Origin of the sequence: Pseudomonas sp. SZ57, assembly GCF_009495975.1 — a bacterium.
Classification (GTDB): domain Bacteria; phylum Pseudomonadota; class Gammaproteobacteria; order Pseudomonadales; family Pseudomonadaceae; genus Aquipseudomonas; species Aquipseudomonas syringae.
In genome coordinates this window covers 740,162-762,912 of the sequence record NZ_WIBD01000002.1, presented here as the reverse complement: position 1 = coordinate 762,912, position 22,751 = coordinate 740,162, and the positions used below count along the sequence as shown (strand labels likewise).

General features: G+C 59.2%; 20 protein-coding genes and 1 pseudogene. 8 read left to right on the top strand and 13 right to left on the bottom strand.

The annotated features are described in order from the left end of the window. Window positions 1-13 precede the first annotated feature (13 nt). The 3 genes from infA to aat all read right to left on the bottom strand — a co-directional run bounded on the left by infA (window position 14) and on the right by aat (window position 1,778). Window positions 14-232 (bottom strand): translation initiation factor IF-1, encoded by a 219-nt coding sequence (infA, locus tag GE543_RS03475; protein WP_002553999.1) that lies wholly within the window; start codon window positions 230-232, stop codon window positions 14-16. A gap of 101 nt (window positions 233-333) precedes the next feature. Further along, a complete protein-coding gene (locus GE543_RS03470; RefSeq protein WP_003371761.1) occupies window positions 334-1,041 on the bottom strand; it encodes an arginyltransferase in 708 nt (235 codons plus the stop codon). A gap of 47 nt (window positions 1,042-1,088) precedes the next feature. Beyond that, window positions 1,089-1,778, bottom strand: coding sequence for a leucyl/phenylalanyl-tRNA--protein transferase (gene aat, locus GE543_RS03465; protein WP_046235391.1), 690 nt, complete (start codon window positions 1,776-1,778; stop codon window positions 1,089-1,091). Between the two features lie 468 nt (window positions 1,779-2,246). Between aat and ftsK the strand changes: the two genes are divergently transcribed. The 6 genes from ftsK to cysG all read left to right on the top strand — a co-directional run bounded on the left by ftsK (window position 2,247) and on the right by cysG (window position 9,759). Next, the gene (gene ftsK / locus GE543_RS03460; RefSeq protein ID WP_003343466.1) at window positions 2,247-4,652 is read left to right on the top strand and encodes a DNA translocase FtsK; all 2,406 of its coding nucleotides are present in this window, start codon (window positions 2,247-2,249) and stop codon (window positions 4,650-4,652) included. Between the two features lie 76 nt (window positions 4,653-4,728). Then, on the top strand, window positions 4,729-5,352 hold the full coding sequence (lolA, locus tag GE543_RS03455; RefSeq protein ID WP_003371767.1) for an outer membrane lipoprotein chaperone LolA: 624 nt from the start codon (window positions 4,729-4,731) through the stop codon (window positions 5,350-5,352). Window positions 5,353-5,370: 18 nt separating this feature from the next. Further along, entirely contained in the window at window positions 5,371-6,693 is a 1,323-nt protein-coding gene (locus GE543_RS03450) for a replication-associated recombination protein A (RefSeq protein ID WP_003405078.1), read from the top strand. Continuing rightward, a complete protein-coding gene (gene crcB / locus GE543_RS03445; RefSeq protein ID WP_003317947.1) occupies window positions 6,693-7,067 on the top strand; it encodes a fluoride efflux transporter CrcB in 375 nt (124 codons plus the stop codon). Before GE543_RS03450 ends, crcB begins: the two co-directional genes overlap by 1 nt. A 16-nt stretch (window positions 7,068-7,083) precedes the next feature. Beyond that, entirely contained in the window at window positions 7,084-8,364 is a 1,281-nt protein-coding gene (gene serS, locus GE543_RS03440; RefSeq protein WP_003317946.1) for a serine--tRNA ligase, read from the top strand. Next, window positions 8,365-9,759, top strand: coding sequence for a siroheme synthase CysG (gene cysG, locus GE543_RS03435; RefSeq protein WP_003426143.1), 1,395 nt, complete (start codon window positions 8,365-8,367; stop codon window positions 9,757-9,759). A gap of 50 nt (window positions 9,760-9,809) precedes the next feature. Here cysG and GE543_RS03430 read toward each other — a convergent pair whose 3' ends face one another. The 6 genes from GE543_RS03430 to tusD form a co-directional block, all read right to left on the bottom strand. After that, window positions 9,810-10,808 carry a glutathione S-transferase family protein gene (locus GE543_RS03430; protein WP_024665364.1) on the bottom strand — a complete coding sequence of 333 codons (999 nt, stop codon included), beginning with the start codon at window positions 10,806-10,808 and terminating at the stop codon, window positions 9,810-9,812. Between the two features lie 96 nt (window positions 10,809-10,904). Then, a complete protein-coding gene (locus GE543_RS03425; RefSeq protein ID WP_153220688.1) occupies window positions 10,905-11,906 on the bottom strand; it encodes a glycosyl transferase family protein in 1,002 nt (333 codons plus the stop codon). Next, a complete protein-coding gene (locus tag GE543_RS03420) occupies window positions 11,903-12,238 on the bottom strand; it encodes a TusE/DsrC/DsvC family sulfur relay protein (protein ID WP_003317943.1) in 336 nt (111 codons plus the stop codon). Before GE543_RS03420 ends, GE543_RS03425 begins: the two co-directional genes overlap by 4 nt. Beyond that, on the bottom strand, window positions 12,235-12,534 hold the full coding sequence (gene tusB / locus GE543_RS03415) for a sulfurtransferase complex subunit TusB (protein ID WP_153220686.1): 300 nt from the start codon (window positions 12,532-12,534) through the stop codon (window positions 12,235-12,237). Before tusB ends, GE543_RS03420 begins: the two co-directional genes overlap by 4 nt. Continuing rightward, window positions 12,534-12,896, bottom strand: a complete 363-nt coding sequence (tusC, locus tag GE543_RS03410; protein WP_153220684.1) for a sulfurtransferase complex subunit TusC — start codon at window positions 12,894-12,896, stop codon at window positions 12,534-12,536. Before tusC ends, tusB begins: the two co-directional genes overlap by 1 nt. Before the next feature lies 1 nt (window position 12,897). Further along, window positions 12,898-13,290: a sulfurtransferase complex subunit TusD gene (gene tusD, locus GE543_RS03405; RefSeq protein ID WP_003371788.1), complete on the bottom strand. Its 393-nt coding sequence runs from the start codon at window positions 13,288-13,290 to the stop codon at window positions 12,898-12,900. Window positions 13,291-13,524: 234 nt separating this feature from the next. Between tusD and GE543_RS03400 the strand changes: the two genes are divergently transcribed. Together GE543_RS03400 and GE543_RS03395 are read left to right on the top strand one after the other, a co-directional pair. Then, on the top strand, window positions 13,525-14,826 hold the full coding sequence (locus GE543_RS03400) for an MFS transporter (RefSeq protein ID WP_153220682.1): 1,302 nt from the start codon (window positions 13,525-13,527) through the stop codon (window positions 14,824-14,826). 15 nt (window positions 14,827-14,841) lie between these two features. After that, window positions 14,842-15,621 carry a substrate-binding domain-containing protein gene (locus GE543_RS03395; protein ID WP_003411620.1) on the top strand — a complete coding sequence of 260 codons (780 nt, stop codon included), beginning with the start codon at window positions 14,842-14,844 and terminating at the stop codon, window positions 15,619-15,621. Here the strand turns inward: GE543_RS03395 and GE543_RS03390 are convergent. The 4 genes and pseudogenes from GE543_RS03390 to GE543_RS03375 form a co-directional block, all read right to left on the bottom strand. Further along, a complete protein-coding gene (locus tag GE543_RS03390; RefSeq protein ID WP_153220680.1) occupies window positions 15,607-16,515 on the bottom strand; it encodes a LysR family transcriptional regulator in 909 nt (302 codons plus the stop codon). The two genes, GE543_RS03395 and GE543_RS03390, sit on opposite strands and share 15 nt — an antisense overlap. Before the next feature lie 74 nt (window positions 16,516-16,589). Then, window positions 16,590-18,773 (bottom strand): annotated as a pseudogene (locus GE543_RS03385) (DEAD/DEAH box helicase). 43 nt (window positions 18,774-18,816) lie between these two features. After that, window positions 18,817-20,112 (bottom strand): ATP-binding protein, encoded by a 1,296-nt coding sequence (locus tag GE543_RS03380; RefSeq protein ID WP_003411610.1) that lies wholly within the window; start codon window positions 20,110-20,112, stop codon window positions 18,817-18,819. Next, entirely contained in the window at window positions 20,109-22,652 is a 2,544-nt protein-coding gene (locus GE543_RS03375) for a TerB N-terminal domain-containing protein (protein ID WP_153220678.1), read from the bottom strand. Before GE543_RS03375 ends, GE543_RS03380 begins: the two co-directional genes overlap by 4 nt. Window positions 22,653-22,751: the final 99 nt, after the last annotated feature.

Below are 22,751 nucleotides of genomic sequence, written 5' to 3'. Positions count from 1 at the left end.
CGTTAATGCCTGTTTAGCGAGCGCGGTAGGTGATGCGCCCTTTGCTCAGGTCATAGGGCGTCAGCTCTACGCGCACTTTGTCACCGGTCAGAATACGGATGTAATTCTTGCGCATCTTGCCGGAGATATGCGCGGTTACGACGTGCCCGTTTTCCAACTCCACGCGAAACATGGTGTTGGGCAGGGTGTCGACGACAGTGCCTTCCATTTCGAAGCTGTCTTCTTTCGACATGCAGTAAAGCCCTCGGTATACAAATGAGTGGCCCGGTGCAAGTGGCGCCAGGCAAAAGCGGCGTGCATTGTGCCCGAAAAAACCAGTTTAAGCCAAGGGGTTCAATACAGAGTGACCCATCTTTGATTGGTGAGCAGCTCGATGGGGCGATATTGGGTCTTGTAATTCATCTTTTTGCAGTTCTTGATCCAGTAGCCGAGGTACACCGCCTGCAGTTGCAGCCTGGCCGCTTCGGCGATCTGCCACAAAATCGCGTAACGGCCCAGACTGCGGCGTTCTTCATCGGGTTCATAGAACGTATAGACCGCTGAAAGCCCATTGGGCAGAAGGTCGGTGACGGCAACTGCCAGCAGGCGTTGATCGACCCGAAACTCGTAAAAGCGCGAAAAGGGCAGGTCGCGAACCAGAAATGTCGAAAATTGCTCACGGCTTGGCGGAAACATGTCGCCGTCAGCGTGACGCTGTTCGATATAACGCTGATAAAGATCGAAATATTCCTGAGTGAACACCGGTTTGGCGCTTTGCACCTGAATGTCGGCATTGCGTTTCAGAATGCGTTTTTGCTGACGGTCGGGAACGAAGAGGCTCACCGGAATGCGTGCAGGTACACAGGCGCTGCAGTTTTGGCAGTGCGGGCGATAGAGGTGATCACCGCTGCGGCGAAAACCCATATCCGACAGGTCGGCATAGACCTGTACATCCATCGGCTGGCTGGGGTCCAGAAACAGGGTCGTCGCCTGCTCTTCGGGCAGGTAACTGCAAGTGTGCGGTTGAGTGGCATAAAACTTCAGCCTCGCCAGCTCTGTCATGGTCGTCGCCTAATGGTGAATCCTTACCATGAGTGTATGCCAGCCTGTCAAACTCGCCTAGCTGACCAGTCGGCGTCGGTCGGCTGATCCAGATGGCGGGACAGGTAATCGGCAAAAGTCTGCCGAGGAATGGCGCGCGCGCCGAAGCTATGCAGATGTTGAGTGGGCATCTGGCAATCGATCAACACAAATCCCCAGTCAGTCAAATGCTCTACCAGGGTGGCAAAGCCGACTTTCGAGGCGTTGTCTGCCCGGCTGAACATCGACTCGCCGAAAAACAGCTGGCCCATTGCCAGGCCGTACAGTCCGCCGACCAGTTCATCCTGATCCCAGACCTCGACGCTGTGCGCGTGGCCACGGCGGTGCAACTCAACGTAGGCCGCCTGCATCGAGCCGGTTATCCAGGTTTCGTTGGCGTAGCTGCGAGGCGCCGCGCAGGCCTTGATCACGCTGGCAAAATCCTGATCGAAGGTCACCCGATAGCGCGACTGGCGCAGAACCTTGCCGAGGCTTCGCGAGATGTGCAGTTCTTCAGGAAACAGCACGGTGCGCGGATCGGGAGACCACCAGAGAATCGGCTGACCGTCCTGAAACCAGGGAAAGCAGCCGTGTCGATAGGCGCTGATCAGGCGATCGGCCGACAAGTCTCCGCCTGCGGCAAGTAAACCGTTGGGTTCACGAAGGGCTTTTTCCAGTGGGGGGAAATCGAGGCTGTTGCGGGTCAACCAGGTCAGCATGGCATCACAACTTTACGGAAGGGGAGGGCGCACCTGTCTGTGTGTGCAACTCTGTGCGACAGGCGTGGTCACAAGCGGTTGTCATTATGGCGCGTACCTTGTGCATGCGGTAGGGCGCGAGCCTCGCAGCGGTCATGTGGTCGTTCATGTTGCGGGCCGTTGACAGAAACACGCCATAAGCCTTTGTCACAAAACGTAATGCATGCTCAAATTGAACATCGTCAGTGAAGGTGAAAGCGTGTTCCGTCTTGCGGAACCGTCTGAAGTGGATCTGGTGTGTTTTCGTACAGACTCAAGTGGCTGTAAAACCGTACAATGCCTGTTTTGGGCGTTATCATTCAAGCGTCTGTCGACAGGCTTTCCCGCTGTCTGCGCTCCCTGTCCATGCGGGAGTAGTCAGTGCCGTCCGACAGCCGTTTCTGGTCAATCAACGAGATGTTCGCGCTATTGCGCAGGAAATAAAGCGTTTTGAAGAAATCCACCCCAGCACCCAGCGCTGTCCCGCTTTGGCGGCAGCAATTGCACTACCGGCTCAAGGAAGGGGCCCTGATCGCCTTTGGCGCACTGTGCCTGTATCTGATGATGGCCTTGCTGACCTACGATCAGAGCGATCCCGGCTGGAGCCATACCAGCAGCAATGCGGCACAGGTGCAGAATGCCGCAGGGCGTGCAGGTGCGTTCTGTGCCGATATTCTGTTCATGATTCTGGGCTATTTCGCCTACATCTTCCCGCTGTTGCTGGCGATCAAGGCCTGGCAGGTCTTTCGCCATCGCCATGAGCCTTGGCAGTGGAGCGGCTGGCTGTTTTCCTGGCGTCTGATCGGGCTGGTGTTCCTGATCCTCGCGGGCGCTGCGCTGGCGCATATCCACTTTCATTTCTCGGCAGGCTTCCCAGGCTCGGCAGGCGGTGTGCTGGGCGAAGTGCTCGGCGATCTGGCCAAGAAAGCGCTGAATATTCAAGGCAGCACCTTGCTGTTCATCGCCCTGTTTCTGTTTGGCCTGACGGTGTTTACCGACCTGTCCTGGTTCAAGGTGATGGATGTCACCGGCAAGATCACCCTCGACCTGTTCGAACTGTTTCAGGGCGCTGCGAACCGCTGGTGGACCGCCCGCGCCGAACGCAAGCAGATGGTTGCGCAGTTGCGTGAGGTGGACATGCGCGTCAACGATGTGGTGGCGCCTGTGGCTCCCGATCGTCGCGAGCAGGCCAAGGCCAGAGAACGTCTGGTGGAGCGTGAAGCGTCGTTGAGCAAACACATGACCGAGCGCGAAAAACACGTGCCAGCGGTCATCGCGCCAGCGCCTTCGAAGCCTGTAGAGCCCAGCAAGCGCGTCATGAAGGAAAAGCAGGCCCCGCTGTTCGTGGACAGCGCAGTGGAAGGCACGCTGCCGCCGATTTCCATCCTCGACCCGGCAGAGAAGAAGCAGCTCAACTATTCGCCAGAGTCTCTGGCTGCCGTCGGTCATTTGCTGGAAATCAAGCTCAAGGAATTCGGTGTGGAGGTCTCGGTAGACTCCATCCACCCCGGTCCGGTCATTACCCGCTACGAGATCCAGCCAGCCGCCGGCGTCAAGGTCAGCCGCATTTCCAACCTCGCCAAGGACCTTGCGCGCTCGCTCGCCGTGACCAGCGTTCGTGTGGTCGAGGTGATTCCGGGCAAGACCACCGTCGGTATCGAGATCCCTAACGAAGATCGCCAGATCGTGCGCTTCTCCGAGGTGTTGTCCACACCCGAATACGATAACGCCAAGTCGCCCGTCACCCTGGCGCTGGGCCACGACATCGGCGGCAAGCCGGTGATTACCGATCTGGCCAAGATGCCCCACCTGCTGGTGGCCGGTACGACCGGTTCCGGTAAATCGGTGGGTGTGAACGCGATGATCCTGTCGATCCTGTTCAAGTCCGGCCCGGAAGACGCCAAGCTGATCATGATCGACCCGAAAATGCTCGAGCTGTCCATCTACGAAGGTATTCCGCACCTGTTGTGCCCGGTGGTTACCGACATGAAGGACGCCGCCAATGCCCTGCGCTGGAGCGTTGCCGAGATGGAGCGCCGCTACAAGCTGATGGCGAAGATGGGCGTGCGTAACCTGTCCGGCTTCAATCAGAAGGTCAAGGAAGCCCAGGACGCCGGTGAGCCGCTTGCCGATCCGCTGTACAAGCGCGAAAGCATTCATGACGAAGCGCCGCTGCTAAGCAAGCTGCCGACCATCGTCGTGGTGGTGGACGAGTTCGCCGACATGATGATGATCGTCGGCAAAAAGGTCGAAGAGCTGATCGCGCGTATCGCCCAGAAAGCGCGTGCTGCGGGCATCCACCTGATTCTCGCGACCCAGCGTCCGTCGGTGGATGTGATCACCGGTCTGATCAAGGCCAACATTCCGACGCGTATGGCGTTCCAGGTGTCGAGCAAGATCGATTCGCGGACCATCATCGACCAGGGCGGTGCAGAACAACTGTTGGGCCACGGCGACATGCTGTACATGCCGCCAGGCACCAGCCTGCCGATTCGTGTGCATGGCGCGTTCGTTTCCGACGAAGAAGTGCATCGTGTGGTAGAAGCCTGGAAGCTGCGAGGTTCCCCGGACTACAACGACGATATTCTCGCTGGCGTCGAAGAGCCCGGCAGCGGCTTCGATGGCGGTGGCGGCGAAGGCAGTGAAGACAGCGAAAGCGACGCGCTTTACGATGAGGCCGTCAAGTTCGTGCTGGAAAGCCGTCGCGCTTCGATTTCTGCCGTACAGCGCAAGTTGAAGATCGGCTATAACCGCGCAGCGCGCATGATCGAAGCGATGGAAATGGCAGGGGTCGTGACCTCCATGAATACCAACGGTTCGCGCGAAGTCCTGGCCCCAGGGCCGGTGCGCGACTGATTTTTATCACCCCGTATTGCGGCGACGGCGTGCACGCCACGCTGTCGCATCATCATCGACTTCAAAGAGGAATCCCATGCGCCTTATCCGCATGCTGTTGGCCACCGCACTGACCTTCTCCATGATCCCCGCCCATGCCGACAGCAAAGACGTGGCGCGCCTGACTCAGTTGCTGGAGAAATCCCAGACCCTGACCGCGCGCTTCTCGCAACTGACGCTGGACGGTGGCGGTACCCAGTTGCAGGAAACCACCGGCGAAATGGCCCTGCAGCGTCCCGGCCTGTTCAACTGGCATACCGATGCGCCACAGGAGCAGTTGATGGTCTCGGACGGCAAGAAAGTCTCGCTGTGGGACCCTGATCTGGAGCAGGTGACGATCAAGAAGCTCGACCAGCGCCTGACCCAGACTCCAGCCTTGCTGTTGTCCGGTGATGTATCGAAGATCAGTGAAAGCTTCGACATCACCGCGAAAGAGGCGGGTGGCGTTATCGATTTCGTGCTCAAGCCCAAGACCAAGGACACGCTGTTCGACAGCCTGCGCCTGTCGTTTCGCAACGGCATCATCAACGACATGCAATTGATCGACAGCGTGGGTCAGCGCACCAATATCCTGTTTACCGGGGTCAAGGCCAACGAGTCGATCGCAGCCAGCAAGTTTCAGTTCCAGATTCCCAAGGGCGCTGATGTCATTCAAGAGTAAAAGGGCCGATTTCTGACCATGGACTTGTTCAGCCGCGAACCGATAGCTCAGCCTCTGGCTGCACGTTTGCGTGCTACCAACCTGGATGAATATGTCGGCCAGGAACACGTGCTTGCCCACGGCAAGCCTCTGCGTGAGGCGCTGGAGCAAGGCGCACTGCACTCGATGATTTTCTGGGGCCCGCCAGGGGTGGGCAAGACCACCCTGGCGAAGCTGCTGGCCAAAGTGTCGGACGCGCACTTCGAGACGGTTTCGGCGGTGCTGGCCGGGGTCAAGGAAATCCGTCAGGCCGTCGAAGTCGCCCGGCAGCAGGCCGGACAGTACGGCAAGCGCACCATCCTGTTCGTCGACGAAGTGCACCGCTTCAACAAGTCACAGCAGGATGCCTTCCTGCCTTACGTCGAGGACGGCACGCTGATCTTTATCGGCGCGACCACCGAAAACCCCTCGTTCGAGCTCAACAACGCCTTGTTGTCCCGGGCGCGTGTCTACGTGCTCAAAAGCCTGGACGAGGCGGCGCTGCGCAAGCTGGTCAATCGTGCCCTGACCGAAGAGCGCGGGCTGGGCAAGCGGCAGTTGACCCTGAGCGATGAGGGGTTTGCGATTCTGATGTCCGCCGCCGATGGCGACGGTCGGCGCATGCTCAACCTGCTGGAGAACGCCTCGGACCTGGCCGAAGACGGCAGCGAAATCGATGTCGGGCTGCTGCAGAGCCTGTTGGGTGACAGTCGACGCCGCTTCGACAAGGGCGGCGAGGCGTTCTACGACCAGATATCGGCACTGCACAAGTCGATTCGCGGTTCCAATCCCGACGCGGCCCTGTACTGGTTTGCGCGGATGATCGACGGTGGCTGTGACCCACTGTATCTGGCGCGCCGCGTGGTGCGCATGGCCAGTGAAGATATCGGCAATGCCGACCCTCGTGCGCTGCCGTTGTGCATGTCCGCCTGGGATGTACAGGAACGCCTTGGCAGTCCCGAGGGCGAACTGGCGGTTGCACAGGCCATTGTCTATCTCGCCTGTGCGCCAAAAAGCAACGCGGTCTACATGGCGTTCAAGGCGGCCATGCGCGAAGCGGGCGAGCACGGTTCGCTGGAGGTTCCACTGCACTTGCGCAATGCGCCTACCAAGCTGATGAAGCAGCTCGGTTATGGCGAAGAATATCGCTATGCCCATGATGAGCCTGATGCTTACGCAGCTGGCGAAGACTACTTTCCAGACGAGCTGGAGCCACGGCAGTATTACCAGCCTGTGCCTCGCGGTCTGGAGCTCAAGATCGGTGAAAAGCTCAGGCATCTGAACGCATTGGACGATGCCAGCCCTCGTAAGCGGAGAAAGTGATGATTCAGACTATTCTTGCGGTGTCGATTGCCGGGATCGCTGGTACATTATTGCGCTTTGCGACAGGTACCTGGGTCAGCGCCAACTGGCCACGTTATTTTTATGCGGCGACGCTGGCGGTCAACATCGTCGGGTGCCTGATCATCGGTGTACTGTACGGACTGTTCCTGCTGCGTCCGGAAGTGCCCATCGAAATTCGTGCCGGCTTGCTTGTCGGCTTTGTAGGCGGTCTGACGACCTTTTCATCCTTTTCACTGGATACGCTGCGCCTGCTGGAAAGCGGGCAGGTACCGCTGGCCCTCGGCTATGCCGGTATCAGCGTATTCGGCGGGCTGCTCGCAACCTGGGCTGGCCTGTCCCTGACCAGACTTTGATAGACGAGAGAACGATATGCTCGATTCCAAACTGTTACGTACTCAACTTCAGGACGTAGCGGATCGCCTGGCTTCCCGTGGTTTCACGCTGGATGTGGCGCGCATTGAATCGCTGGAAGCCCAGCGCAAGGTAGTGCAGACCCGCACCGAACAGCTGCAGGCCGAGCGCAATGCACGTTCCAAATCCATTGGTCAGGCCAAGCAGCGCGGCGAAGACATTGCGCCGTTGATGGCTGATGTCGAGCGCATGGGCAACGAGCTGAGCGAAGGCAAGGTCGAGCTGGACGGCATTCAGGCCGAACTGGATGCGCTGGTGCTGAGCATTCCGAACCTGCCTCACGAGTCCGTGCCGGTCGGTGCCGACGAAGAAGGCAACGTCGAAGTACGTCGCTGGGGTACGCCGACGTCATTCGATTTCGAGGTCAAGGATCACGTTGCGCTGGGCGAGAAGTTCGGCTGGCTGGATTTCGAGACTGCCGCCAAGCTGTCCGGCGCGCGCTTTGCGCTGCTGCGTGGCCCGATCGCGCGCCTGCACCGTGCCCTGGCACAGTTCATGATCAATCTGCACATCAACGAGCACGGCTACGAAGAGACTTACACGCCGTATCTGGTGCAGGCTCCAGCGTTGCAGGGCACAGGTCAGTTACCCAAGTTCGAGGAAGACCTGTTCAAGATCTCCCGCGAAGGCGAGGCCGATCTGTACCTGATCCCGACTGCCGAAGTGTCGCTGACCAATATCGTGTCGGGTGAAATTCTCGATGCCAAACAGCTGCCTCTCAAGTTTGTCGCCCATACCCCTTGCTTCCGCAGTGAAGCGGGCGCGTCCGGGCGTGATACCCGCGGCATGATTCGCCAGCACCAGTTCGACAAGGTCGAGATGGTCCAGATCGTTGCGCCTGATGACTCCATGGCCGCGCTCGAGTCGCTGACCGGCAACGCCGAACGCGTGCTGCAACTGCTTGAACTGCCTTATCGCACGCTGGCGCTGTGCACCGGCGATATGGGTTTCAGTGCGGTGAAGACCTACGACCTTGAAGTCTGGATTCCGAGCCAGGACAAGTATCGCGAAATCTCTTCCTGCTCCAACTGCGGTGATTTCCAGGCGCGGCGCATGCAGGCTCGCTGGCGCAACCCGGAAACCGGCAAGCCGGAGCTGGTCCACACCCTCAACGGGTCGGGCCTGGCGGTAGGTCGCACACTGGTGGCAGTGCTGGAGAACTATCAGCAGGCGGACGGTTCGATTCGTGTGCCTGAGGTGCTCAAGCCGTACATGGGCGGCCTTGAGGTCATCGGTTAAATGGAATTTCTGCCGCTGTTCCATAACCTGCGTGGCAGCCGGGTGCTGGTGGTTGGCGGCGGTGAAATTGCCCTGCGCAAATCACGCCTGATTGCCGACGCCGGTGCAGTGCTGCGCGTGGTTGCGCCGGAAATCGAGGCACAACTGAGCGAGCTGGTTGTCCAGAGCGGCGGTGAGATGATCCTGCGCGGCTACAGCGAATGCGACCTCGATGGTTGCGTGCTGATCATCGCTGCGACGGATGATGAGCCGCTCAACGCGCAGGTGTCCCGCGATGCCCGCTTGCGTTGCGTTCCGGTCAACGTGGTCGACGCCCCGGCGTTGTGTACGGTGATCTTTCCGGCCATTGTCGACCGCTCGCCGCTGGTGATCGCCGTGTCCAGTGGCGGCGATGCGCCGGTGCTGGCACGTTTGATTCGCGCCAAGCTGGAAACCTGGATTCCCTCCAGCTACGGGCAGCTCGCCGGACTGGCTGCGCGCTTTCGCAATCAGGTCAAAGGCCTGTTTCCGAATGTGCAGCAGCGCCGAGCGTTCTGGGAGGATGTTTTTCAGGGCGCCATTGCCGACCGCCAGCTGGCCGGGCAGGGTGCTGAAGCCGAACGTATGCTGATCGCCAAGATTGCCGGCGAGCCGCCTTCCGAGACCGGCGAGGTCTATCTGGTCGGTGCGGGTCCCGGTGATCCGGATTTGCTGACTTTTCGCGCCTTGCGCCTGATGCAGCAGGCGGATGTGGTGCTGTATGACCGCCTGGTCGCGCCAACGATTCTTGACCTGTGCCGTCGTGATGCCGAGCGTGTTTACGTTGGCAAACGCCGTGCGGAGCATGCCGTTCCGCAGGAGCAGATCAACCAGCAACTCGTGGCACTGGCAAAACAGGGCAAGCGAGTGGTGCGTCTGAAGGGCGGCGATCCGTTCATCTTCGGCCGTGGCGGCGAGGAAATCGAAGAACTGGCGGCGCATGGCATCCCGTTTCAGGTGGTGCCTGGCATCACCGCTGCCAGCGGTTGCGCGGCGTATGCGGGTATACCGCTGACGCACCGTGATCATGCGCAATCGGTACGTTTCATCACCGGGCACTTGAAAAACGGCACAACAGATCTGCCCTGGTCAGACCTGGTAGCGCCTGCGCAAACATTGGTGTTTTACATGGGGCTGATCGGTTTGCCGGTTATCTGTGAGCAGTTGATCCGGCACGGTCGCTCTGCCGACACGCCTGCTGCACTGGTCGAGCAGGGCACCACCGTCAATCAGCGTGTGTTCACGGGTACCTTGGCAAACCTGCCGCAATTGGTCGCCGAGCATGATGTTCATGCGCCGACGCTGGTGATCATCGGTGAGGTGGTCAAGTTGCGTGAAAAACTGGCGTGGTTCGAGGGCGCTCAGGCGACTCTCTGATGTCAATGATGGGTAGCCCGTCCGGGCTATCCACCACTTCTTCCCATACGTCAGTTGTTCCAGACACCTTCACCGGACAGTCGCTCACGGTCGTGATCTGCCTGCAGATCGAGTGCTGGCCCCTTCGGTATGATGCCGGTCGGGTTGATGGTGCGATGGCTTCCGTAGTAATGCCCTTTGATGTGCTCGAAACTTACCGTCTCCGCGATACCCGGCCACTGATACAGCTCGCGTAGCCAGTTGCTGAGATTGGGGTAATCTGCGATGCGCCGCAGGTTGCATTTGAAGTGGCTGTAATACACTGCATCGAAGCGCACGATGGTGGTGAACAGGCGTATGTCGGCTTCGGTGAGGTGTTTGCCTGTCAGGTAACGCTTTTCGCCGAGCAGATTTTCCAGCACATCCAGTTCAGCGAACACATCATCGAACGCCTCCTCATACGCGCCCTGCGAGGTGGCGAAACCAGCTCGATACACGCCGTTGTTGACCTTCGGGTAGATCTGCTCGTTGAGCTCGTCAATGCTCGCGCGTAATGCTTGCGGGTAGAAATCCAGCGTATTGCCGGTCAGCTCGTCGAATGCAGAATTGAACATGCGGATGATTTCCGCAGATTCGTTGCTGACGATGCATTGCTGCTGCTTGTCCCACAGCACCGGAACGGTGACACGGCCGGTGTACCGAGGATCGTCGGCGGTGTAGCGCTGGTGAAGGAACTGCAGGTCATCCAGTGCATCGCCGCTGGAGCCTTTCTGCTGATCGAAGGTCCAGCCGTCTTCCAGCATCAGCCAGCTGACTACCGAGACATCGATCAGGCCTTCCAGGCCCTTGAGCTTGCGCAAAATAAGCGTGCGGTGTGCCCACGGGCAAGCCAGAGACACGTACAGGTGATAGCGGCCCGCCTGCGCAGCAAACCCGCCTGCACCTGACGGTCCCGGCTGTCCATCGGGCGTGACCCAACTGCGTCGCTGAGCATTTTCGCGCTGAAATGCGCCGTCTTTGCTGCTTTCGTACCACTGGTCTTGCCAGTGTCCTTCGACCAGAAGGCCCATGTCCGACTCCCATTTCCAGGTGATAGAGCTTGGAGGTCAGCGCAGGTGCATCGGTTCGACTGGATTACGGCCTTTCATTGTCGAAAGGCCGAAGGGTCACAGATTGATGTCGCGGCGATCCCAGAATACCTGCGCCTGGGCGAAGGCCTCGTCACGATCGACGCCCAGGCCGCGCAGGGCGAGCGCCATGGTCGATATCAATGCCAGTTGCGGGTAACTGTCTTCGATTTCTCCTCGCCACAAGGCCAGCAGTTGCTGCGGGTCGAGTGTCGCCGGTTTTACGTGGCGGCGTGGTGAGAGCGCTGGCCATTCTTCGTCCCACGGCTGACCGCCTGTGGTGCCGTACAGGTGGCTGATGGTGTCGGGGTTGATCTCGATTTCGCCGCCATCACCCTTGACCACGATGGCGTTGTCGCCGAGCAGGCTGCTGGCATCGCGATGCACGCTCTGATAGCCCGGGTGAAAAATGCTTTGCAGACCGCAACGCGCCTGCAGCGGATTGAGAATACGTGCCAGCGAATGAATGGGCGAGCGTAGCCCCAGCGTGTTGCGCAGATCGATCATGCGCTGCAACTGCGGTGCCCAGTCGGCGAGCGGAATGAACGCCAGCTGTTCTTGCTCAAGCGAGGTTTTGACCGCTGACCAGTTGCGGCACAGCGGTATCTTCAGCAGGTCCAGCAGCTGCTCGGTGTACAGACGCCCTGCGGTATGCGCGCCGCCGCCGTGCAGGAGGATCCTGACGCCGTTTTGCGCCAGGCATTTGGCTGCCAGCAGGTACCAGGGCAGGTGACGCTTTTTCCCGGCGTAGGTCGGCCAGTCGATGTCGACCTGCATGGCGGGAGCATGCAGACGTTCACGCACCGCTTCGGTAAACCCCGCCAGCTCCTCGGGGCTTTCTTCCTTGTGACGCAGCAGCATCAGAAACGCCCCGAGTTGGGTGTCCTCGACTTTTTCATCGAGCAACATGCCCATGGCTTCCCGTGCTTCCTCGCGAGTCAGGTTGCGCGCGCCACGTTTGCCTTTGCCCAGGATGCGAACGAAGGTCGCAAAGGGATGTTCTTCAGGTGTTTCAGTGACAAGCGCAGCGTAATCATTCATATGCAATTGGTCGGTTTGGGCAGGCCCGCCAGCTTGGCGGCGAGTTTGGCGGGAGTGCCGTTGAACAGGCGATTGAGGTGCATGCTGTTGCCTTTTTCCGCACCCAGCTTCAGCGCGGTGTATTTGATCAGCGGCCGCGTCGCGGGCGAAAGCTGGAACTCGGCGTAAAAACCTCGCAGCAGCTCAAGGATTTCAAGGTGCTCGGCACTCAGCTCGATACCTTCCTCGGCAGACAAGGCGTGAGCGACGTCCAGCGACCAGTCGCTGAGGTCTTGCAGAAAACCATCCTTGTCCAGTTCGATGCTGCGCCCGTCAATGTTCAACTGTTTCATAGCCAGGTATTGACCTTGTCGAAGCGCAGCGACAGCTCCACGAACGCCGGGTAATCGATGCTGTTGACTCCGGCAGGGAGGGGCAGATTGCGTGCGCTGAGGTCTTCGTCGAGGGCGAACAGTTGCGATGAGTCGACCAACGACTGAAGGGCTTTGAGCTGCGCACTGGATGGCATCAGCGCATAGGTGGCATCGCCACAGAGCAGTACGCCATCATCGTTGCCCAGCAAGCGCAGGCAACTGTCCAGCCGGGTGTCGGCAAACGGCGAGTGAGAGAGAACGTGCAAAGTAGCCATCAGATTGTGATCACCTCGTCGTAGCGGTCAAAAAGCGCTGACAATTCTGCGCGCGTAGTCAATTGGCTCATCTCTTCGCCCAATGCGTCAGGAGAGATGCCGCGCTCGGTCAGGCTTTGTCCGCAGACGTAAAGGTCTTCGACACCGAACATCGGCAGGGCTTTCAGGTTTGCGGTCAGGTCTTTCTGTTGCAGGGCGTCGGGCGACTGCTGTGGCAACAACTGAAAAACCCCATCGTCCAGAAACAGCAAGCCCACCGACAGATCGAATGCTCCGCCCGCCAGTACGATATCCAGCGCTTCGCGGGCACCTGGACCGGACCACGGCGACTGACGGCTGACAACCAATAGTGATCTGGGCATCTCATGGCCCTCCGAAGCAGATCAGGCGATCAGCCGATTGCACGGCATCGTGCAACTGGCCCAGCCCGGACAATTCCCATGGCTCGCGCAGGTTTGCCGCCGGCCGCTGATAACGCTCGGCCTCTTGCGTGTCGAGCACACCGCGACGCAACGCGGCGGCAATGCACACCACGCCGTCCAGCTTGTGCTCGACGATGAAGTCACGCCACTGCAGTGCCATATCCTGCTCGTCCTGCGGCGTCACGACGTTGGCCGACGCGCTGTGTACGCCGTCTTGGTAGAAGAACAACCGGACAATTTCATGCCCGCCTGCCAGCACCGCCCTGGCGAACTGCAAGGCTCGCCGAGAGGAGGGCGCATGGGCGGCGGAAAAAAGGGAGATGGCGAATTTCATGATCGGCTCTGCCAACAAAACATGCGCAATGATAAAGAATTCAAGGGCAGGCGTGTGAGTTTGGCGCGTGTTGACCTGCAAGCGCTGGGCCGGGATGCAACGGTTTGCGCCCGGATTGATGTTCAATGGGCATCAATCGATGAAAACATAGCACTTATCGTTTCAAAGTGTGTCCGGCAGACTCCTCCATCACAAGCGCTTACAACACTCTAATAAGATCGCTGGAGAACACTGATGCACGGCTCATCCTCATTACGAAAAGAATCCTCCCGGTCGAAGGCAGGCGCGGTATTTCGGGTAACCTCCGGTAATTTCCTCGAGCAATTCGACTTCTTCCTGTTCGGCTTTTACGCCACCCAGATCGCCTCCGCCTTTTTCCCGGCCAGCAGTGAGTTTGCTTCGCTGATGATGACCTTCGCGGTCTTCGGTGCGGGCTTCCTGATGCGTCCGTTGGGTGCCGTGATTCTGGGCGCTTACATCGATGACGTGGGCCGGCGCAAAGGGCTGATCGTGACGCTTTCGATCATGGCCAGTGGCACGCTGCTGATCGTTCTGGTACCCGGTTACGCAAGCATCGGCCTGTGGGCGCCGGCCCTGGTATTGGTCGGCCGCTTGCTGCAAGGCTTCTCTGCCGGTGCCGAGTTGGGTGGCGTGTCCGTATATCTGGCGGAGATGGCGACACCCGGCCGCAAGGGCTTCTACACCAGCTGGCAGTCAGGTAGCCAGCAGGTGGCAATCGTTGTTGCCGCTGCACTGGGTTACGGCTTGAACCAATGGATGGCGCCTGCTGCTGTCGCTGATTGGGGCTGGAGAATTCCGTTCGCCATCGGCTGCCTGATCATCCCTTTCATTTTCCTGCTGCGCCGCAGCCTGCAGGAAACCGAAGAGTTCGCCACTCGCTCTCATCGTCCGACCATGCGACAGGTGTTCGCGACGCTGCTGCAAAACTGGCGCGTGGTGATTGCCGGAATGCTGATGGTGGCGATGACCACTACCACCTTTTACCTGATCACCATCTACGCACCGACATTCGGCAAAACCGTGCTCAACCTGAGTACCTCCGATGCACTTCTGGTGACCTTGCTGGTCGGTGTCTCCAACTTTATCTGGCTGCCGATCGGCGGCGTGTTGAGCGATCGGTTCGGGCGCAAGCCACTGTTGGTCGCGATGACCCTGCTGACCATCATCAGTGCGTACCCGGCGCTGTCTTTCCTGGCCCTGGCACCGAGCTTTGGCCATATGCTGGAAGTGCTGTTGTGGTTCTCGTTCCTCTACGGCTTGTATAACGGCGCGATGATCCCGGCGCTGACCGAAATCATGCCGGTAGAGGTGCGTGTTGCCGGTTTCTCGCTGGCCTACAGCCTGGCGACGGCGGTTTTCGGTGGTTTCACTCCGGCGATCTCGACCTGGTTGATCCACCTCACCGGCGACAAGGCTGCACCTGCTTACTGGATGACGTTCGCTGCAGCCTGTGCGCTGGGCGCCACACTGGTGCTCTACCGGCACATCTCGACCCGCCCGCAACTGGCTGTTTAATCAAGGAAAATCATTATGAAATCGTTATACAAAACTCAATTGGCCGCGCTTTTTCTCGGCTGTATCGCGGTCAGTGCGGCGGCGCAGGCTGAACAGCTCAAGGTCATGACCTCCGGCGGCTTTACGGCTGCGTACAAACTGCTCGGACCGCAATACGCGGCGTCTTCCGGGGACTCGCTGGACACCATTCTCGGCCCATCGATGGGCAAGGCGCCCGAGGCCATTCCGAATCGTCTGGCCCGTGGTGAGCACGCCGATGTGGTGATCATGGTCGGCTATGCGCTGGATGATCTGATCAAGCAAGGCAAGGTAGACCCGGCATCGCGGGTCGAACTGGCTGACTCGCGGATCGGAATGGTGGTGAAGGAGGGCGCAGCCAAACCTGCGATCGGCACCGACAGTGAGCTCAAGGCTACCTTGCTCAAGGCCAGGTCGGTCGCTTACTCCGACAGCGCCAGTGGCGTGTACATCGAAAAAGAGCTTTTCAAAAAGCTCGGTATCGAGAAAGAGCTCGCGCCGAAGGGCAAGATGATCGAGCGCATCCCGGTTGCTTCGGTGGTTGCCAAGGGCGACTACGAGGTCGGCTTTCAACAGGTTGCCGAGCTGCTGCCGATTCCCGGCGTGACGTTCGTGGCGAAGATCCCGGAAGACGTTCAGTCGGTTACCCGTTATGCCGCGGGCATCCCGGTCAATGCCGAGCACCCGAAAGAGGCGAAGGCCTTGCTGGATTACCTGGCCTCCCCGAAAGCCCAGGCTACAGTGCAGTCTACCGGTCTGGATTCAGTTCCCCGCTGAGCGTGACGGCATTTTCCTGACCAGCTGTTCCAGCTCGAGGGCTGCCGGTGTCAAGGTCCTGCCACGACGCTTGAGCAGCCCCACATTGCGCATCACCTCGGGCGCAACCAATGGCACGCTCACCAGAAACGGGTGAGCGGTCATCGGCATGGCAATCGACGGCACCGCAGCCACGCCAAGCCCGGCTTCCACCAGGCCGATCATGGTCGTGACATGACGGGTTTCGCAGATGCTTTCCTTATGCGGGCGCGACGGGGCCAGCGCCTGATCCAGCACCAGACGATTACCCGAGGTGATGTCCAGAGCGATGTAGTCGTGGCGGTACATCTCTTCCCAACTGACGCTGTCGCACGTTGCCAAAGGGTGATCCCGCCTGCAGGCCATCACGTAGCGTTCCTGCAGCAGCAGTTCGAAATCCACCTCCGGTGCCAGATTGCCGCTGAAACTCACCCCGAAATCGGCTTCGCCCAAGGCAACCGCACTGTTGACCTCATTGGCGCTGGCGTCCATGACCCGAATTCTGATTTTCGGAAACAGCCGGTGGAAGGCGCTGATGACCTGCGGCATGAAGTAATAGGCGGCTGAAGGCACGCAGGCAATCGTCACGCTGCCCATTCGTGTGGAGCCGACGCCTTCGATGGTCATCAATGCGCTGTCCAGATCGTCCAGAATGCGCTCGACCTGAGGCAGAAATGCGCGGCCGACCGTGGTCAGACTGACCCTGCGGGTGGTCCGCTCGAACAGCTTCACATTCAGCGCAGACTCGAGCTTGTCTATCCGCCGACTGAGCGCAGGCTGGGTGATCTGCACGGTTTCAGCGGCCTTGCGGAAGCTGCCATTCTCGACCACGGCACGAAATGCCTGGAGGTCGTTGAGGTCGAAATTGATGGGCATTTGAAGGTCGATCTATTAATACGGGATGCGCATCAATATATCAGACGGCGCGGGCCGAGCCGCCAGGCCTGCCGTCAGGTCGTCAATGTCTTGGCAAGCGCAATCGCGTTGGGTATATCCAGCTGGCTGGAGGCAAATGATTTGATCAACAGCGATTTTGGCAGGGCCCAGTCCCACTTTTCGCGGATCAGATTCTTCACATCTTTCAACAAGGGTTCCACATCGGTCGCATCCAGCTCTGCAATTCTGGCCAGTGCTGCCAGCACGCTTTCCTGAGAAGCGCTGATTTCCAGTACCAACCCCGAAGCTGTGCACATGACCCCAGCCTGGTTGAGCAGCAGGCACAGCGCATCATTGGTGTAGTCGCCCGCCCAGGTCAGCAGGTAGCTGCTTGAGGTCGAACCCGTCAGGCGCTGGTCAGCCAGCCCCAGCCGGTGAAAGGTCTGGCGCGCTTCCGCCAGCAGGGCTTGTGCATTGGCATCAAGGAACGGGCAGGGCGTGACCTCCGTCAGTACCGCGCGCATTTCTTCACGCACCCGGTCATGGATCTTGGCGCCCAGCCCGTCGAATACCGGAGGTTCGCCGCCACGTGCGCGTCTGACCGCAATGACTTTCTTTTCCAGGTCTACATCCATGACCTGCCAGCGTTTGCCTGCGAAGATGATGCGTTGCCCCAGGGTCAGCGGGCGACTGACAGGAATGGAACCCAACGGCTTGCCATCGCGAAGCAGTCTGAATTCCTCATCGCTGCTGAATGCACTGTAAAACTCATAGTGGTTGACCAGCTTTTCACCGATCTCGCCAGGCAATAGCAGGCCAGAGCTGTCCTGGACGATCAGTTTCTTTTCACCCAGCGCCTTGAGAAGGGCCATGAAGTCGGTTTTATCAACGGCTGCAAATGTTCCGCTCGCGATCAGCTCATTCCAAAGTTACGAGGCATGTGCACCACCTTGCTGTGCAATCGTCGACAGGCATTGCTGAACCAGCGTCGAGGCGTGCAGGCCGTTGGCTCTCGGAGGTTCGAACCACTTCTCGATCAACAATCGAATCATGGCGATCGTCTGCACCAGGTTTTGCCGGAGCTGATCCGAGAGGTCCGAATCAGGTGTCAGGGTGTCTTCCTGGCAATAGGCGCGAAGTGTGGCAGGCTCACCTGCGCGACGTCCGGAGCGACCCAGTCGCTGGCGCAGGCTGGCCACTGATGGCGGAGGGCCGATCTGCGCAACTGCTTTGATGTTGCCGATATCGATGCCAAGTTCGAGGGTCGTGGTGCAGACGGCCGAGGCGGGCGGGCTACCCGCTTTCAGTGCTCGCTCCGTATCTTCACGCAAGTCTCGGGACAAGCTTCCGTGGTGAGGCAGGAACTCGTTCGGCAAACCGTCGTTTTCGCACAAGTGCCGCAGCCGGTCGGCGTACCATTCAACCTTGTCGCGGCTGTTGGGAAAGATCAGGTTGTTACTGCCACGCAACACCTTGTACATATGCGCGGCTATGGCGTGCCTGGTCCCGGAGACATCCTCTTCCTGCTCTTCGTCCTGATCATCGTTGCCATCGTCTTTTGTCACGACCATCTGCAGGTTTGCTGTCAGTTTCTTCATCGGCAGCATGGTGTAACCGCGTACCTGAACCTGAAGGTCCTGGCCCGAGGCTCGAGAAATGATTTCGTCCATGCGTCGGCCTTGACCCGGACGCAGGAACTCGCGGGCGAGTGCCATCTCGCCCAGAGTCGCAGACAGGCCTACGCGTGGCAGCTTTTTGCCGACAACCGTTTCTACGCGGTGCATCAGGGACTGCAATTGTTTACCGCGCTCGCTGCCGATGAACGCGTGTAATTCGTCGATGACGATATAGCGAAGGGGCTGAAAGAGCCCCGCAAGCGCCGAGCCCCGGTTCACGAACAGGGCTTCCAGCGATTCTGGGGTTATGAGCAGGATCCCTCTGGGCGATTTCAGAAAGCGGTGCTTCCTGCTTGCCGAAACGTCCCCGTGCCAGCCGACCACCGGGATTTCCAGGCGCTCGCAAAGACGTGTCAGCCTGTCCCACTGATCATTGATCAAGGCCTTGAGCGGGCTGATATAGAGCACCGCGCCTGGCGCATCGGTGTTGTTGAGCAAATGGGTCAGAATGGGCAGAAACGCCGCCTCGGTCTTGCCCGCTGCAGTGGAGGCCGCAATGATGACGTCGCGATCAGCGTCGATCAGCGCAGGTATGGCCCATTCCTGAGCATCCCTGAGCGATGTCCAGCCTTGCGACCACACCCATTGTTGTACATCGGGGTGAAGCCGTTCGAATGCGGATGAGTCAGAGCTTGAAGCTTGTGAGTTCATCATCGGCCTCTACAGTGAAATCACTTTTGCCGCCGTCATCCCTGGCAATGTCAATGGCGCCCAAAAGGTCTCTCCAGTCGGCCTCAGGGTTTTGCTCAAGAACCGCCAGCAGGTTGATGAACGCGGTGATGGTGGTGCGTGGCGTTCGAAAGTAAGCCTCGCCCAGACGCTGACCGCAGTGCTCGATGAAGGCCGGGATGGCCTCTTCCGGAAGCAGGTAGTGTTCCGCATCGCCGTAGGCATAAACATTACGCAGGTTCAGCAGCAGGACATAGAAGTCCTCCGGGGTCAGGCTGGTCAGCCGAATGACAGGGCCGGAAAGGTCGACGTAGCCGGCCTTGGCAAAGGTGTTTTCTGCCAGGCGCGACTGTAAAGCCGGGTAGCTGTAGAGGCCGCGGCGAGTGTCCATCAGGAATTCCGGCGTGCCGCCCAGAACGAAGCCCAGTCCGTCAGTCGACCCTTGCAGTGAGTCATTGAGGATGCGCAGGATCTGTTCGTAGTTCGCATTGCGAGCCTGCGTGTTGGCAAGCTTGTAGAGGTTGACCAGTTCGTCCAGGCACACCATAAGCCCGCCGAAGCCTGCCAGACGCACAAATCGGGAAAGCAGTTTGAGCTGATCGTAAACGGACGCGTCGTCAACGATGCTTCTGACCCCCAGGGCCGCTCGTGCATCCGTCCTGGTGGTGAACTCCCCGCGAAGCCAGCGTATTGCATCGGCTTTCAGCTGTTCGTTGCCTTCGTTAAAGCCACGGCAGTAAGCGGCTATGACTTCGGCAAAGTCATAGCCGTTGACCATTTCGGTAAGCTCGGCGAGGTTCTGGCGTATGACGGTCTCGCTGTCTACGCCTTTGCTGCTCGCGTGGGTTCTGGCCTGGGAAATAAACTTTTCGACGATACCCTGAAGCGCGCCGCCGTCCGGCTTGGTGCGTGTAGACATGTTCTTGGCAAGCTCCGCGTACAGGGAGCGCGCCTGACCGCCTGAGGCGTGCAGGCGCCGATCGGGGTTCAGATCAGCGTGCATCGTCACCAGCTTGCGTTCCATCGCAATGCCTCTGACCAGATTGAGGAAGAAGGTCTTGCCCGCGCCATACTCGCCGACCACGATACGAAAGGCAGAACCGCCTTCGGCCAGCCGGTCGACATCCTTGATAAGAGCTGCCAGCTCACCCGCCCGTCCGACCTGGATCAAGTGCTGCCCGACACGAGGAACGACACCTGCGCGCAGTGATTGAATGACCGCATCGCGATCCTTGGCTCGTATCTTGTTCATAGGGCAAGCTCGCTTAAAATATCCGGGTTGATTTCGATAGGGTCATCGCCCTCGGAAACCGGCATGTCGAATAATTCGAATGCCATATCGTTGATTTGCTCCAGTGCACCGTCGAGCATCAACGCCATACCTGCCGTCGCGATTTCCAGCTCTCGTCGACTCCATTGGTTGCGCGAGACCAGCAGGCGCAGAAACGCAGAGTGCCCCGCATCCAGTCCATGGAGATGGGCGCCAGTGTCTGGGGTGTCTTGTGAAGCATCGTCTTCGGCTATCTGCGTGTCGTCCTGCTGTTCGTCTTCCTGATCGTTGCGAAAAACATCAGCCAGCAGCGCCGACACCTCTGCCGTTTCGCGTCGCAACTGGGCAACCCTGCCCATGTCCAGCACGATTCCGGAGCCTGGCTTCTTGTCGGGGCCTGTTGCTGTAGTGGCTGACAGCGCTGTCGAGGCTTGTCCTGTCTGCAAACCGGTCGCAGCACCATGGAGGTTGCTGTAAAGGGCGTGTGGATCGAGTTGAAGTGCCCGGTAGATCCGCTCAAGCAATCTGACTTTCTCAGGCGTAACCGCTCCATCAGCGTGGGCAAGGTGAGTCAGGCAAGCGACGATGGTCTGCTTTTCCTCCTGATTCAGCGAACCCAGCTTCTTTTTCAGGCTTGCCAGGTTGGGCGGCTGCTGCAGTTGCATCAACAGATACGCCTTGAGACGTGTTCGATGCGCGACACGCAGATGCCCCCATGAGTCGATATGCCGTTCGAGCAGTGCAACGGCATGCTGGGTCGTGCCGCCATCAACCGTTGCCACGCTGCTGGCGAGATCCAGGCTGACGACAGCCACGTTGTAGTCCACTGTCACCCGCGACATGTTTGGGTTGGGCTCGGTCGCGAACAGAACGATGCTGTCCTCAGGCTTGGGCGCACGATTGCCCGCCAGCACATCCGGTTCCATTCCTACGTGCATGTCTTCAAGCACTTTTATCAGCGCGATGATCTGGTTGCGTGCCTGGGCGCCGTCAGACTTGAAACGTATGGCCAGTTGATCAAGCGTCATCAGCTTCGTACCCGTCCTGACTTCCGATTGAAGCTGTCGCAGTTCATGCCTGGCGTATTCGGGCCATAGCGACACCGGCAGCAATAGCAGCGCCTCCAATGACTCATGCTTATCGAGATCATCGGCATTGCGGCCCATGTACCGACTGAATGGTGCGAGCACTGAAGCACAGCCCTGCACGAGGACCTGGATTTTCTTGCGGGTGGCGGACGTAATGCTGACGTCTGGCAGATCACCCACCGGTATTTCCGGTACATCGAGGTAGGCGGACGATGGGCGATAGGCGACCCATAGTCGGGTCTTGTTCCTCAGCAGCTTCAGGCCGTCGGGAAACTGCTCTTCATATTCGGCTCTGAACAGGCGCTGAAACAGATCTGCGCATCTGCCAACAGGTTTGCCACGCGAGATATTCGGATCCGTCAGCGCCCAGGATAAGGCCCAGGATGCGTTCAACGGGTATTTGTCGATGGCCATCTGGCCCAGCGCCACTCGCAGCACGATGGGCATTTCATAGCGGTCGGCCGACTCCATTGGTGGCTCGCGCAAATACATCTGCCCTGAAATGACAGGCATGTTCAGGTATTCGAGAAGCCGCGAAGCCTGGTTATAAAACGAAAGATCCCGATGATAAACAGTCCGCAAACGCTCGATTTCCTCTTTTATCGCGGGAATCTCTTTTCGTGCATCGGGATCAGAAAGGCTGTCGATCAGTAAACGCCGTTCAAGGCCGTGGAAAAACATGAACAGGTAACCACTGCTTGCCTCAGGATCACAACGTCCCCCCGCCAGCCACTGCAGATAGCCCCTGCGCGCGGCAGGTTCAAGATCTTTGTAGGTCGACCAATAGTAGGCCGCCCCCGCAACGGGAGGCGTGTCGGAACCGGCCACCGGCAAGGCTGCGTCTATGAAAGAAGGTTCGGATAGTCTGAATTCGGGGTTTTGCGTGCCTGTGTAGATCATGCCGCCGGGCAAGGTGATATCGGCCACGGTGAGCGGCTCCCCTGGACGCAGCCATCTGGCTTTCGCCGGGCGATCAGGTGCCTTGGGGATGCTGAACGAGTTGGCGCCGGGTGAGTCCTGCCGGATGGTAAAGAACTCGGATTCACGCTCTGGATGACGCATCTGTGGGGTGAAGGGCGAGGGTGCCTGTTCCGACGGCGTGTCCGCCCGGGGTTGCGTACCGCCAACCAGGTTGGGAGACGGTCTGCTGAAGCGCGCATAGCGCCCTATGGCCAGGTCGGCGTGGTGCCCATCGGAAACCGTGGTATGGATAGGATCGGTTAACGGCTGAGTGCCGCCCGCGAGATTGTCTGACGCTCTACTGAAGCGGGCATATCGGCCGATCGCGAGGCGTTCGAGCCCTTCATCGATACGGCCTATTCCCAAGGTGGCTGGCGCTGAATCGTGACCATCAGCCTTGATAGCGCGCCGAATCTCATCCGCATGGGGTTGCGTGCCTCCAACAGGATGGACAAACGTTCGGCTGGGGGCCATTGGGGTCTTCCGTGGTTCATCGGCTGGCAAACTGGCAGTATCCACATTTTGTCAGCGTGGGCCAAGTATGGGCTGATGAGCTTGCGGAGGCATTGGCCA

Excerpts from the sequence above, each read along its gene's own strand:
- infA (WP_002553999.1), bottom strand. The coding sequence starts at position 232 with ATGTCGAAAGAAGACAGCTTCGAAATGGAAGGCACTGTCGTCGACACC.
- GE543_RS03470 (WP_003371761.1), bottom strand. The coding sequence starts at position 1,041 with ATGACAGAGCTGGCGAGGCTGAAGTTTTATGCCACTCAACCGCACACT.
- aat (WP_046235391.1), bottom strand. The coding sequence starts at position 1,778 with ATGCTGACCTGGTTGACCCGCAACAGCCTCGATTTCCCCCCACTGGAA.
- lolA (WP_003371767.1), top strand. The coding sequence starts at position 4,729 with ATGCGCCTTATCCGCATGCTGTTGGCCACCGCACTGACCTTCTCCATG.
- GE543_RS03450 (WP_003405078.1), top strand. The coding sequence starts at position 5,371 with ATGGACTTGTTCAGCCGCGAACCGATAGCTCAGCCTCTGGCTGCACGT.
- crcB (WP_003317947.1), top strand. The coding sequence starts at position 6,693 with ATGATTCAGACTATTCTTGCGGTGTCGATTGCCGGGATCGCTGGTACA.
- serS (WP_003317946.1), top strand. The coding sequence starts at position 7,084 with ATGCTCGATTCCAAACTGTTACGTACTCAACTTCAGGACGTAGCGGAT.
- cysG (WP_003426143.1), top strand. The coding sequence starts at position 8,365 with ATGGAATTTCTGCCGCTGTTCCATAACCTGCGTGGCAGCCGGGTGCTG.
- GE543_RS03430 (WP_024665364.1), bottom strand. The coding sequence starts at position 10,808 with ATGGGCCTTCTGGTCGAAGGACACTGGCAAGACCAGTGGTACGAAAGC.
- GE543_RS03425 (WP_153220688.1), bottom strand. The coding sequence starts at position 11,906 with ATGAATGATTACGCTGCGCTTGTCACTGAAACACCTGAAGAACATCCC.
- GE543_RS03420 (WP_003317943.1), bottom strand. The coding sequence starts at position 12,238 with ATGAAACAGTTGAACATTGACGGGCGCAGCATCGAACTGGACAAGGAT.
- tusB (WP_153220686.1), bottom strand. The coding sequence starts at position 12,534 with ATGGCTACTTTGCACGTTCTCTCTCACTCGCCGTTTGCCGACACCCGG.
- tusC (WP_153220684.1), bottom strand. The coding sequence starts at position 12,896 with ATGCCCAGATCACTATTGGTTGTCAGCCGTCAGTCGCCGTGGTCCGGT.
- tusD (WP_003371788.1), bottom strand. The coding sequence starts at position 13,290 with ATGAAATTCGCCATCTCCCTTTTTTCCGCCGCCCATGCGCCCTCCTCT.
- GE543_RS03400 (WP_153220682.1), top strand. The coding sequence starts at position 13,525 with ATGCACGGCTCATCCTCATTACGAAAAGAATCCTCCCGGTCGAAGGCA.
- GE543_RS03395 (WP_003411620.1), top strand. The coding sequence starts at position 14,842 with ATGAAATCGTTATACAAAACTCAATTGGCCGCGCTTTTTCTCGGCTGT.
- GE543_RS03390 (WP_153220680.1), bottom strand. The coding sequence starts at position 16,515 with ATGCCCATCAATTTCGACCTCAACGACCTCCAGGCATTTCGTGCCGTG.
- GE543_RS03380 (WP_003411610.1), bottom strand. The coding sequence starts at position 20,112 with ATGAACAAGATACGAGCCAAGGATCGCGATGCGGTCATTCAATCACTG.
- GE543_RS03375 (WP_153220678.1), bottom strand. The coding sequence starts at position 22,652 with ATGGCCCCCAGCCGAACGTTTGTCCATCCTGTTGGAGGCACGCAACCC.